The following is a 12,846-nucleotide window of genomic DNA, read 5'->3' as shown; positions in this document are numbered from 1 at the left end:
CATGTTTTATAATAGAATGGTAGTTAAGGAAAACATGTATCATGAAAGGAGACACTGTATGCAGGCACATAACAAAACCGTCGTGAAATCCATGCAAATCCTGACCCTTTTCATAAATCATCCGAAACTGACTTTTAATGAAATGATGGAACTTTCCAATTTGCCGAAAACGTCGTTACACCGTATGGTGGGTTCATTGGAGGAAATGGGGTTTTTAACAAAGGACGATGATGGCCATTATTCACTTGGACTGATATTCCTGCAGTTTGGCCAACTGGTAGGGGAGCGTTTGGATATCAGGTCTATCGCCTATCCCATCATGAAAGACCTTCGGGATGATGTTGAAGAAGCAGTGAATTTAATTGTGAGGGATAAGGATGAAGCGATGTATATTGAAAAGGTGGACACCCTGCATCCTGTTCGCCTTTATACATCCATTGGAAGACGTTCGCCATTGTACGCTGGGGATTCTCGAATCATCCTAGCGTATTTGCCGGAAGAAGAGCGGGAAAATTATTTGGGAAGTGTTCAATTAAAACCAATTGCCATTGGAACGATAACGGATAAAACTAAACTCCGTCATGCTTTGGATGAAGCGAGATTGGATGGTTACACAATAACTTCATCAGAACTTGAGGATTATACAAAAGCGGTGAGTGCACCGATACTCGATGGTAAAGGTCAAATAGTAGCTGGTATTAGTGTTGCTGGGATTGAAGCAAGATTTCAGGAAGATCGTTTGCCTGAATTGATTGACAAAGTAACGAAAGCCGCCAAGGCGATTTCCGTGAAACTTGGTTCTCAAGCACATTTGTTGAGTAACAAAAAAGTCGGCAAATGACAAAAATGTTGGAAATCGGACAAAAAAACCGGAATCTTTCAAAAAATACGGAAACCAACTCAATAATCTTTATCGATGGTAGTTATTTCGATTAAGAGTAAATTGACGAATCCAAAGAACCCTGACAAAAAGATTGTAGGGTTCATTGGGTATAAAGGAGTGTATTGAATGTATTCAGGTGAAACTACAAAGATTTCGTTTCAGAATTTTGATACTTATCTATATGCATTAGATCAACTGACTGAAAATGGCTCATAAAAAGCTCTTCAACACGGAATAAAAATAACAAAACCATTAACTTGGAGACAATTGTTTTTAAGAATCACAACAGATATTCCTTTACCAAAAAATATGAAGAGTGACCACCTTGATGATGTGAATACGAAGGTTTTGAAAAGTATTTTCCAACAACTTCTCTCAATTATTGCTTCAAGTGATAAAAATGAAACTGGAAGAAAAAGTTAAGGGGATTGATGAATTTTTGAAGGTTTTCAGAAGTAATAACAATCAGATGTAAATTAATGGTGCAATAAATGAAAAGGGCTAAAGAAAAGGATATGCTACCTCACATAGTTTAGAGTTTCTTTTTATGATTATAATTCTAGTGGAAAATGACGAAATGCCTTCAATGTATTTAAAGAAAAACATTATGATTTTGCCAGCCTCATTCAAGCGGAAATCCGCTTTGATTTATATATATTTAGTTAAGAAAATTATTGTTCGATCTTCTTTTTCAACCTATAAGGTGCTTTACCTCGGGAAACGGACATTCCGGTGCTTTTTTGGTTAACGATAATAAGACCGGAAGTTCACTAACCTAGTCATTAGGAAAGAAGGGTACCCATTAAAAAGAAGTTCTCCATATTGGGAGCTTGCGAAAAATTTACGTTTCAAGAAGACAAGATGTTAAAGGATATCCCTCATATGGCAACATTTGTAGCACATCAAACAGTCGCATAGTTCATTGAATTTTAAGGTTACACGGCCCACATTTAAAAGTGAAGCACGGATTAGTCGGCAAAGCAACTAACGTGAGGACTTAGATCCTGTGGGGCAGCATGACCGACATCCACCTCATGGAAAGGTTGAACGAAGGAATGTAGGAGCATCGACTCTGTGAGACATGGGAGGGTTGACCTCCATGAGACATGTGGATATCCTAAAGTGCGATCATAACATTGTTTTAACCAATTTTTTCCTGTGATTGGCTAGTTTAGATACACTTTTATCGATTAATACCTATCCTAAAGGAGTAATGTCGAGCTTACATAGAGAACGGTTAATGATGTGACTATGAAATCCTAAGAATTCTAGAGCAATCGTGAGATTGTTTTTAGTTTTTTGAGGGAGTTTAGTTGAATAACGAAAAAAGCCCAATTTCTCAATTTTAATGCTGAGAAATGCCTGCCGTATTACTACTCCACCTGAACCTTGATAGTCAGTGGCGAAATGATCAGGCAGTTGAAAAACTGTCGCATCTAAAATACGGATACGATTGAAAGTAGAGATAATGTGTGCAGAAAGCGATTGATTTGAACAGAGTTTTTGTGTGAGAAGAGAAGTAAAGACTTCTCGAAGAAATGCGACAGTTGCTGGATTAAAGCGTTGATTCAGTCCCTCTGAGCTCATCAGTACCCCAGTGGAAGCTTCTAACTGACTGCACAATGTAAGTGATGTGCTAGCGATTTCTTGACTGAGCCACACGCAAAGGGCAATGAGTTCATTTCCTTGATACTTACTAGATCGCTGTACAAAGCCAACTTGTTTGGCGATATCTTGTAGGACTACTGGAGATAAAAAGTATTGTAGCTCTTGTGCGAAAAGATTCAATTCATTTGAAATGATAGGATTCATCAAAAACGCCATACTTTCTCGTAAACTTCTTAAAATAGGCATAGCGTTTTTTCATTTTGAGGGTGTGATTTTAACTTCGCTTGATGGGCATGTGCCGGGACCCCACTAAGAAAAAAGTGATGGTGAAGTAGGGAAGAACACGAACGGACAAAGAAAGAAGTAAAGCCCGCTAAATCAAGAGCAGGCTTTACTATTTATCTTGCTTTTCTAAATTCAGAGATTATTTGCTGTGCTTTATGCTGATCGTCATTCTTAACATAAAATTCATAGAATGCCGGAGTCTCGAAATCTCTTGCATTAAAATGCTGTCCTGGAGTAGAACTATGGTTAGATCTCGTTTTAACTTTAAACTTTAAGCCTTTACTTTCAAATGCTTCAACAGCTTTGAAGTAATCAGCCTTGGTTAGAGCTGTGTACACTAATACTTTGTCAAAAAAGCTGAATAATGACAAATAATCCACTCCTTTTTGACACTTTAAGGCGTGACTGTTACCTTAAAGTCCCCTATACAACTTTTTACTTCCCTTGTAAATGTCCACTCTTGTAAAACTTCCTATTAAAATGTCAACTATTAAAAAAAAAACGGTTGACATATTTAAGAAATTTTTTTCTTTTAACTATTCTAGTTGGTTGATTAAGACCAAATTTCCCTCGTATTATGCTACTGCTAAACCCTATAAATCCTATAAATCCTCCAATAATTGCTGGAATAATCCACCCTAGTCCGACATCGTACATAGGAAGAATTTCGTTAAAAAAATTATTAATGGATGAAAAGTGTATACCAGCTCGATTTAATCCATCAAATAAACTAATTATGAATGTTAAAAGTAAGCTTCCTTGATACACTTCAGCTTTCCCTTTAAATATAGAATGAAAAAATGTCAAGAAAATTAATACAATGGCTAATGGATAAATAGCTGTTAAGAGAGGACTAGAAACAGCAATTAACTGTGTTAGCCCAATATTGGCAACTATTGCACTAAAAATAGATAAACTAATGGCAATTGTTTTGTAAGGTACCTTCGGAAATAGTTTATGGAAGAAGGAAGAACAAGATGTAACAAGCCCTACGCTTGTTGTTAAACAAGCTACTGTAATCATTAATCCTAATAATATCCCGCCATAAGCTCCAAAATAATAATCCGAGACTTTTGCTAAGATAGTGCCTCCATTTTCCAGGTGCCCAAGTTTTTCTACACTTGAAGCACCCATATAAGCAAGAGCTGAATACATGGTTGCCAGGAAAAAGGCAGCAATACCAGTTGCTTTTGCACAAACAACCATAATTTGTTTTTTTGTTTTAGCACCTTTTCCTTTAATGGCATTAATGATGATGATGCCAAAAACAAAAGATGCAAGCGTATCCATTGTTAAATAACCTTCTCTAAACCCATTAAAAAATGGTTGAACTGAATAATTCTTTACAGGTGCTTGAAAATCTCCGATGGGGTGATTAAAAGCAACTACTACTAGGATTCCAATGAACGTTATCTTGATTGGTGTTAATATTTTCCCGACAATTCCGACAACTTTCGCGGGATTGATCGAAAAAAGGCACGTAATGCTAAAAAAGATGATTGTAAAAATAAGTAAAGGCAGAGGTCCTGAATTTTCGGACAAAAAAGGTTTTACACCGATTTCAAAAGAAACGTTTCCTGATCTAGGCAAAGCAAATAAAGGACCAATGGCTAAATAAAGAATGGTTGTGAATTCCCTACTTAGCCCCCCTATTAGCGATGTGTAATTATTAACTAAAATACTATTTTATAACTGCTGGTATATTGTAACACTACTGTTTCCTCTTAAAAGTATACAACAGATTGTGAGGGATAAAAGTGGAGTACGGACTATGGGTTACGGATTTTAATTCCTTTGTCCGTGCATTTAAAAAATGGACTGGACAAACAATTTCAGAATATAAATTGCTTCATAAATAGAAAAACTTAATTCCGAGAGCAATACTTCATATCAAAATATTTATTGACATTCATTAATAAAGAACGTATATTTTCTATATAAATAATTGATAATGATTTTCATTACTGATTATAAAAATTATTTTTACATAACAAGATACTTTTCATTCCATAGGGGGCCATTATGAAAAGCAAGTTAGTTACGACTTTTTTAATTTTACTTACAGCTTTTTTCATTACACCAATAAATAGTTTTGCAGCTACTGCATCCGATGATTTGAAAAAGGCAAATGAGATAATTGTAGACACTATCCAATCTGTGGATAAGGGGGACACAAAGGAAGCTTTTAAGCAATACAAAACCTTTACATCTACTTGGATTTCAATTGAAGATGGAGTGAAAAACCATTCTCAGCAAGCCTATCATGATATTGAAGATAACATGGGTCAAGCTCAGTTCGCTTTTGCTCAGCAGCCTGTGGATCATGAGAAATTAAAGAATGCACTTATTAGATTAAAAGAGACCAACCAAAAGTTTATAGAGGGTAAGTATTCTTCTTCATCTAAAAATGGTAATAATTCAGGTACCACTGGAAATGTAGCAGAACTTGTGACACTGCTAAATCAGTCTCTTTCGAAAATTAATGATAATGATATCGAAGGAGCAAGAGGGGACATAGAGAAATTCCGAAAATCATGGTTGAATGTCGAGGGAATTGTCCTTACTCAGTCCTCAAAGATATATGGTAATGCAGAAAGGGATATGGTTGCTAGCTACGCCATGCTATCCTCCAATCACCCTGATGTCCCAGGTGCAAAAAAAACGATTGAAGGTATGCGTGATTACCTCTATCCACTGGTAGCAAAGACAAGCTATACCATGCTGGATGCCACCACCATTCTTCTTCGAGAAGGATTGGAAGCATTGCTTGTAGTGGTGGCTTTGCTTGGATTTTTGAGAAAAGCTGGCCATGAAGCGAAAAGTAAATGGATCTGGTACGGAGTTGGAGCCGGACTTGGAGTAAGCCTTGTACTTGGCGTAATTGTAAACCTATTATTTTCTACAGGTACATTCGGAAGTAACAATTTCTTAATATCCGGGTGGACAGGGATATTTGCAGCAGTGATGCTTCTATATATGAGTTATTGGCTTCACAGTAAATCAAGTCTTGCTGAATGGCAACGATATATTCGGACACAAAGCACAAAAGCACTTGATACCGGTAGCCTGTTCTCCCTAGCTATTCTTTCGTTCCTGGCTGTTTTCCGTGAAGGAACAGAGACTGTCCTATTCTTTATCGGGATGGCTGCTTCCATTAAGTTAGCATCGCTTTTACTAGGGATTGCCATTGGACTGCTCATCCTTGTGATTGTTTCATACCTCATACTCAAGGTAGGTTTGAAAATTCCAATGCGTCCATTCTTTCTCGTATCAAGCATTTTGATGCTCTACCTATGCATTAAGTTTGCTGGCATGGGGATTCATGGGTTGCAGCTTGCCGGGTTATTACCCGCGACTCAAGCACCCATCCCTAGCATTGACTTTTTCGGTGTATATTCAACCTGGGAAAGTTTTATCCCTCAGGTGATTTTACTTGTTATCGCTGTTATTACAGCATTTTTAAATAAAAGAAAAGATAGTAAAATAAAAGTACAAACTGGAGGTAACAAAATTGAAATCTCGTAAATTACTAGTCCCTATCCTCGTAGTAGCTGCATTAAGCTTAACTGCTTGCGGAAACAATAATGAAAAGACAGCAGATGAAACCAAGAAAACAGAACAGTCCTCTCCAAAATCTGTTTCCATTAGTGATGGCGCGAAGGATATGAAACAAACGATTGCTGACCTTAATTCACAACTAAAAGCCATGGAGACTACAAAAGTAAAAGAAAGTGGAGCGAAGCTTGAGGAATCTTGGCAAACATTTGAAGATGACGTAAAAGCTAAAAGCCCGGATCTATATGGTAAGGTCGAAACTCCCCTTCACACAATAGAAGCTGGTGCAACGTCTTCCCCGCTTGATGCGCCAACACTTACAAAAGCGGCAAAAGAGTTAGATGGTGTTTTATCTGACGTTCAAAATATAAAATAACAGGTAAATCATTTTATATTAGTTAAACCATAGAATAAAAAAGGATAGAAGCCTATAGGCTCTATCCTTTTTTTGTAGGGGGAAATCATAGTTATTGACTGTAAATAATCAATGATTATGTTAAGTTCATTTCAAAATCATCTCGATATATAATACAATATTTTAAGAAATATTTTTCAATTCCCCTGTTAATCGTATGAATTCTTCTTTGTTTCGATCCTGTAATGACTGGTCAATCTCTTTTCGGATTTGTTCTTTTCGGAAATTACGAAGGGCTTTGTTTAACACCATTTCAGCAAATTCAGAATCCTTTACGGTTACTTCAGCTTGTGGTGTATTAACCAAATTCTTTTCCATAGGAAACCAACTCCTTGACCTTTTTTCTATTATACCACAAGTTTTCTGACTATTCAAACATTTATCTTGGTAGTTCCCTATTTCAGTTAATTCCAATTCTGAACATACGAATACTTTTAAATTAAATTTAGGGGAACTGTATGATTTTGATCAAATTAACTAATGCAGATAAAACTTGGGTAAATGTTTCGATAGAAAGTTACAAAGATGGATAACAAGAACCTCAACTGATAGATAAACTATCCTATGGGTTAAGCCCTAACAAAGTGGAGGAAGGAAATTTAGGATTTGAAATAATAAATACTAATGATACTCGTTTATGTTTTCTTTAACCACCCAATGCAACAACAACCCCACAAAAATAGACAAAATACATTCTGTTGGTGTGTTTAGTGGATGGGACTATGCCATAGGGGAAGAAAAAGTAGAATTAAAATTAGGAGAAACGTATTTATTAGGTGCACATAAAGAATCCAATGGAAACTCCATAAGGACATACTATTTACAAAACGAAAATGAAGTGAAGAAAATGATAAGTGATGATAAAGTTGTATTTTTACTTAAAATTAAATAGAAGAAAAATAAATGGAAGAATTTTTTGATTATATAACAGATTTGAATGGATTCACATAAAACAACGGTGCTTTAGGCAGCTCTTTCGTGCGCCCGGCATGGGTGCAATCTATAGGGTGAAAGTCCCGAACCATGAAGGCAGTAGTAGTGGTTAGCTTAATGCAAGGGTGTCCACGGTGACGTGGAATCTGAAGGAAGCAAGCGGCAAACCTCCGGTCTGAGGAACACGAACTTCATATAAGGCTAGGTATCATTGGATGAGTTTGCGAAACAAAACAAAGTCCTTACTGCCGAAGGTGGTACAGAGTAAATGAAGCAGATAGATGGAGGGAAAGATTGCACTCTTACCCGGGGAGGTCTGATGACAGCCAAGTACACTTGGTAACCTGTCCAGTGATGGACGGCTGAATCATCAGAAGTCAGCAGAGGTCATAGTACTTGTCTACTCGAGAAGATAAGGAAGGGCCGAACAGATTAAGGAGGATGAATACTAGGCGTTCGTTATCTGCGAAGAAGCAAACAATTCCTAACGGAACTTATTTGAAGGAAGAAGTGGTGAATACACGGGGAACTTCAAAAGGGTGGAGCAGATAAAGGCACAAATAGACCATTTATCCACGCAGGGAAAGGATATCAACGATGTTAATGGAACAGATACTAGAGAGGGAAAACTTAATACAGGCATTGAAGCGTGTAGAAAGAAATAAGGGAAGCCATGGTTTAGATGGAATGCCGGTTCAAAACCTGAGACCGCACCTCGCAACCGAATGGTACAACATGAAAACTGCCCTTTTACAGGGTACCTATCAACCGTAGCCCGTCCGTCGTATCGAAATCCCGAAACCAAACGGCGGAGTTCGGCTATTGGGTATTCCAACCGTTCTAGACCGTTTCATTCAACAAGCCATTGCCCAAATATTGACCAAGATATATGACTCAACCTTTTCTTAGAATAGCTATGGATTTCGCCCTAACAAACATGGGCACCAGGCGGTTCGAAAGGCAAAGTCCTATAAAACCGAAGGTTATACATGGGTAGTGGATATGGACTTGGAGAAGTTCTTCGATAAAGTGAATCATGACAAGCTCATGGGAATGTTAGAGCGGAAAATTGAAGATAAACGAGTTCTAAAACTGATTCGTAAATTCCTTCAAGCAGGCATTATGATAGGGGGACTTTTTCATAAAAGTGAGGAGGGAACTCCGCAAGGAGGTCCGTTAAGTCCTTTATTATCTAATATCATGTTAGACGATTTAGATAAAGAACTAGAGAAACGCAATCTTCGATTAGTAAGGTATGCGGATGACAGTACTATCTTTGTGAAGACACGAAAAGCCGCCAAACGTGCAATGGGAAATATCTCAAGCTTCATTGAAAATAAACTGAAGCTAAAGGTCAACTTCGAGAAGTCGAAGTATGATCGCCCTTGGAACAGAACGTTTCTCGGTTTTAGTTTCACGAAATCAAAGAAGAACCCGAAGGTCTTACTGGCTAAACAAACGGTGAAGAGAGTAAAGAAACGAATCAGGGAAATGACCTCGAGAAAATTATCGATACCCATGAAACTCCGAATAAATAAGTTAAAGCAATACCTAAGAAGGTTGGATGGGGTATTTCGCCCTCATTGATACTCCGAACGTATTGAAGAATTTAGATTCATGGATTCGAAGAAGACTCAGGATGTGCCTATGGAAGCAATGGAAATTGCCAAGAACGAGGGTGAGGAAACTCAAAGGATTAGGCGTCCCATTTGGAAAAGCATATGAATGGGGAAATAGCAGAAAGGGTTATTGGCGCATAGCGCATAGTCCTATTCTAGACAAAACCCTTAATAATATTTATTGGCTCCATCATGGGTTAGTAAATCTATATGAACGATATACAAAACTACGTCAGACTAAAACTGAACCGCCGTATACCGAACGGTACGTACGGTGGTGTGAGAGGTCGGAGGCTAGGCGCCTCCTCCTACTCGATTAATATAGTAAGACTTATACGCAAGATTGTTGGTTAGCCATTAAATATGCACAAAGTCAGATTGATTTATATTTCTCGGCACCCCGATGTCAGCCATTGTAAGTAAACCTGGTTTACGGAGGGCATCAATTTGCTTAGCAGTATTGATAATCATCGCAGCGGTTGCGGTATCTCCAAAAATTCCGTTGGGAACAATCAACCTTTGGGTTTCGTTCCCATCAATAACGATTTCATCTTCTTGTTTAATACCTGCAGACATCGTTAAATCCAAGGAAATTTCCTTTCCGTCCACGGTCTTGCCCGTGGAGATTTGATGAAGCCCATTAACATCCCCTGGTTTTATAGTAGTTAGCGGAACGGTCATATTTTCTCTTGCGATTGTTGGTTCAATGGTATTGATAACGCTTGAAAGTTCCCAATTCAGCCCATAAGCGATTAACCTTACAGACTCCTCAAGACCTACATGCCCAATTTTATTCCGTTCAGCTAAAAATTCAAACTCATCTCTGGTCATCCCGATTCCGACCTTTTTTTGTAACGGGAGGCGCCTTTTCGAAACATCAACATTACGATTGACCTTGATTTGGTTAACCGTAGTCAATACTGTTGTAAAAGAAATGGCCATAGTATCCATGATGTAACCTGGATTGATTCCGGTCCCAATGACACTAAGCCCTTTTGCTTTAGCATAATCATCTATTTCCTTTGAAAGTAGAGGGTAGCGATGCCAAGGGAAGGAAAGCTGTTCACAGGTGGAAACCACTGAAAAGCCGTGATCTAGAAGCTCTTTGATTTGGGGCCATACTTGTTGTGCGTTAGAACCGGTTGCATGTAGGGCGATAGGGTGGTCTGCTTCAGTATTTACTTCCTGTATATGGGAGACTACATACTTGTTCGTTTCCTTTTCATGGATTAGTAAGCCAATATCCTTTCCTGCCTTATCGGGATCAATATCGACAACACCGATAATCGATTGAGGATTCGTTTGATAAGCACTGCGTAGAATTTCAATTCCGATGGGACCCAGCCCGAATACTGCGAATTCAGAAAATTGCATAGTCATTTATCTCTCATCCTTTCAAATAACTTATAACAAAATGTTAACATTGAGTGATAAATAATAAAAATAGTTAATTTTTATATATTTATAAAGAATCGTTATAAAAGGAAATACGGCAATGAATGAGGGGATATAGTGGAGAATCATACTTCAACTTTGAGGTTACCCATCACAGGGGTTGTGGAATTGCGGTTGACGAATCATATGCTTTACTCTTTTGGAGAAACCGCCATACTGTTCCAGGTTAAAACCTTTTACTTGAACGGACCCTAGACTAAGTAGATCTTCAGTCCGCAACATCCCCGGATTTTGGGCATGATGGACATTTTCTCGCTTCGGTTAATGAAGTTTCAAAAAAAATTATTGAGTTGCATTACCTAAGGCCCGCGAATTTGCAGAAACGTTATCCGGTTTTATGTGATACATGGTTAAGGTGTTGTTTCGGGTTGTTTTCATCGAAACAACACCTCATTTAGTTTTGTATATAAAACTGCTTTTTCTGTGGGAAAATATTAATCTGAATATTATTGACTATTATGAAAATTCAATATAACATTAAATATCGGTAACATTGTTTTTTATGTGAAACAAGAGTTGCTGCTATTTTTGAAAGAGGGAGTTGGTGAAGTTTGATAGAATGATAGTCATTTTCTTTATTGAAAATCATGAAAGCGCATTCAAATGAGCCTATTATAAGGGGGAAATAACATGTTACAAGGTCAAAAAAGATGGTTGTACATTGCGATTCCTATTTTTTTCTTCTGGTTTTTCGGCCAGATTGATAAAGTAGGTATCTCTGTTATCCAAACCGATCCGGGATTTTTAAGTGATCTTGGTTTAACTGGCCCGGATAAAAATGCAAAAATTGGCTTGATCTCCTTTATATTCATGATTTCATACTCCTGTTCCAACATTTTTTGGGGAGTTATTATCGACAAGTTAGGTGCACGGAAAACAGCAGTTTTAGGTTTACTGGTATGGACAGCGACAATGGTCATGGGAGGGCTGTCCACTTCATACGAAATGTTTTTAATTAGTAGAGTCATCCTCGGAATTGGGGAAGGCATGATGATCCCGATATCGGGTAAATTCATTTCGAATTGGTTTAATAAACGAGAGCTTGGAAGGGCACAGTCATTCTGGATTACTGGAAACTATCTTGGCCCGGCAGTGGGTACCGTTATGCTCATTCTAATTATTTCAACGTTTCATTGGCAGGCCGCGTTCTTTGCTCTCGCCGCCTTTAACTTGTTTATAAATATTCCAATGTTCCTGTTCTTGACTCGTAATACGCCAGAAGAGCATCCACGCATGAGTAAAGAAGAAGTCTCCTATATTCGCCAAAAAGACGAAGCGGATGATGTTCAGTCGAAGCAATTCTTCGCAAAAAATTATCGATATTGGATTGTTTGGTTCGGCAATTTGATGTCGTCCTTTCTTTTCTTTGGAATCAGTATTTGGCTGCCTACATATCTCGTTGAGGCCAAAGGCTTTGAAAGGGAAGCAATGACTGGTATTACTTCATTATCGTGGCTATTCGCGCTTGGATTTGTCCTGGCTGGCGGATTTCTGGCGGACAAAACGAAGCGCCCGAGTTTGCTTGCGACGATTCTGTTCATACTAACAGCTGTATTTTTGACAATCGCTGTCATTGCACCAAATCCTATTTTTGCCGGCGTTTCCATGGGGCTCGCAATGGGAACTCAGGGTGGAATGTTTCATCTAACCAATTTCTTCATCATCAAATTTTCAGCACCTGAAACAGCGGGCCGCGCAGCCGGTTTAATGGGATTCACAAATATTATGGGGGGATTTTCAAGCTATATTATGGGGTGGAGCCGCGATTTGTCCGGCGGTGATTTTGGTCCCTCGATTGCCATGCTGATCGTAGCAGCCACTCTCGGGTTTGTGGCGTACTTGTTTATGAATAAACAAGAAGTAGCCGAATATCACCTAAGTAATACGACAGGAAACAAACTAACTTTATAGAGAGCAAAAAGTTAATATAATACGTTTTTTAGAAGGGTTTCTCAGTTAGAAGGGGCGCTAGATTCTTACTGAGAAACCACAATGAAATCATGAATACTCATTGACGAGTACATAGGAGTAAGCATAACCACAGATTGATAGAGAACAAGTAACGTTTTCCCGTACGATGGCTTCAGTTTTTC

At 38.2% G+C, this 12,846-nt stretch carries 8 protein-coding genes and 4 pseudogenes; 7 read left to right on the top strand and 5 right to left on the bottom strand.

Annotated features, from left to right (window positions below; translation table 11 throughout):
- The first annotated feature begins 58 nt into the window (after window positions 1-58).
- Complete coding sequence (locus ACFX4I_RS05245) at window positions 59-841, top strand: IclR family transcriptional regulator (RefSeq protein ID WP_377419499.1); 783 nt, start codon at window positions 59-61, stop codon at window positions 839-841.
- Window positions 842-1,415: 574 nt separating this feature from the next.
- Window positions 1,416-1,549: pseudogene (locus tag ACFX4I_RS26390) on the top strand (DUF4279 domain-containing protein); the annotation flags it as partial.
- A 691-nt stretch (window positions 1,550-2,240) separates the two neighbouring features.
- Here the strand turns inward: ACFX4I_RS26390 and ACFX4I_RS05240 are convergent.
- The 3 genes and pseudogenes from ACFX4I_RS05240 to brnQ all read right to left on the bottom strand — a co-directional run.
- A pseudogene (locus ACFX4I_RS05240) lies at window positions 2,241-2,695 on the bottom strand (transposase); the annotation flags it as partial.
- A gap of 194 nt (window positions 2,696-2,889) precedes the next feature.
- Entirely contained in the window at window positions 2,890-3,147 is a 258-nt protein-coding gene (locus tag ACFX4I_RS05235; protein ID WP_377419497.1) for a hypothetical protein, read from the bottom strand.
- A gap of 112 nt (window positions 3,148-3,259) precedes the next feature.
- Window positions 3,260-4,408: pseudogene (gene brnQ / locus ACFX4I_RS05230) on the bottom strand (branched-chain amino acid transport system II carrier protein); the annotation flags it as partial.
- Between the two features lie 390 nt (window positions 4,409-4,798).
- Between brnQ and ACFX4I_RS05225 the strand changes: the two are divergent.
- Complete coding sequence (locus tag ACFX4I_RS05225; protein WP_377419495.1) at window positions 4,799-6,301, top strand: FTR1 family iron permease; 1,503 nt, start codon at window positions 4,799-4,801, stop codon at window positions 6,299-6,301.
- On the top strand, window positions 6,288-6,707 hold the full coding sequence (locus ACFX4I_RS05220) for a hypothetical protein (protein ID WP_377419493.1): 420 nt from the start codon (window positions 6,288-6,290) through the stop codon (window positions 6,705-6,707). The genes ACFX4I_RS05225 and ACFX4I_RS05220 overlap by 14 nt, the downstream gene beginning before the upstream one ends.
- Window positions 6,708-6,869: 162 nt before the next feature.
- Here the strand turns inward: ACFX4I_RS05220 and ACFX4I_RS05215 are convergent, their stop codons facing one another.
- Window positions 6,870-7,064, bottom strand: a complete 195-nt coding sequence (locus ACFX4I_RS05215) for an IDEAL domain-containing protein (RefSeq protein ID WP_230302468.1) — start codon at window positions 7,062-7,064, stop codon at window positions 6,870-6,872.
- 319 nt (window positions 7,065-7,383) lie between these two features.
- On the opposite strand from ACFX4I_RS05215, the gene ACFX4I_RS05210 reads away from it, so the two are divergent.
- A complete protein-coding gene (locus ACFX4I_RS05210) occupies window positions 7,384-7,638 on the top strand; it encodes a hypothetical protein (protein WP_377419491.1) in 255 nt (84 codons plus the stop codon).
- A gap of 638 nt (window positions 7,639-8,276) precedes the next feature.
- A pseudogene (ltrA, locus tag ACFX4I_RS05205) lies at window positions 8,277-9,537 on the top strand (group II intron reverse transcriptase/maturase); the annotation flags it as partial.
- A 118-nt stretch (window positions 9,538-9,655) separates the two neighbouring features.
- On the opposite strand, the gene ACFX4I_RS05200 reads toward ltrA, so the two are convergent.
- Window positions 9,656-10,678 carry an NAD(P)H-dependent amine dehydrogenase family protein gene (locus ACFX4I_RS05200; protein ID WP_230302471.1) on the bottom strand — a complete coding sequence of 341 codons (1,023 nt, stop codon included), beginning with the start codon at window positions 10,676-10,678 and terminating at the stop codon, window positions 9,656-9,658.
- A gap of 705 nt (window positions 10,679-11,383) precedes the next feature.
- Between ACFX4I_RS05200 and ACFX4I_RS05195 the strand changes: the two genes are divergently transcribed.
- Window positions 11,384-12,664 (top strand): MFS transporter, encoded by a 1,281-nt coding sequence (locus ACFX4I_RS05195; protein ID WP_230302472.1) that lies wholly within the window; start codon window positions 11,384-11,386, stop codon window positions 12,662-12,664.
- Window positions 12,665-12,846 lie beyond the last annotated feature (182 nt).

This window comes from Peribacillus sp. YIM B13472, assembly GCF_042788005.1.
GTDB lineage: Bacteria > Bacillota > Bacilli > Bacillales > DSM-1321 > Peribacillus > Peribacillus simplex_E.
This window is presented reverse-complemented; position numbering and strand designations above follow the sequence as displayed.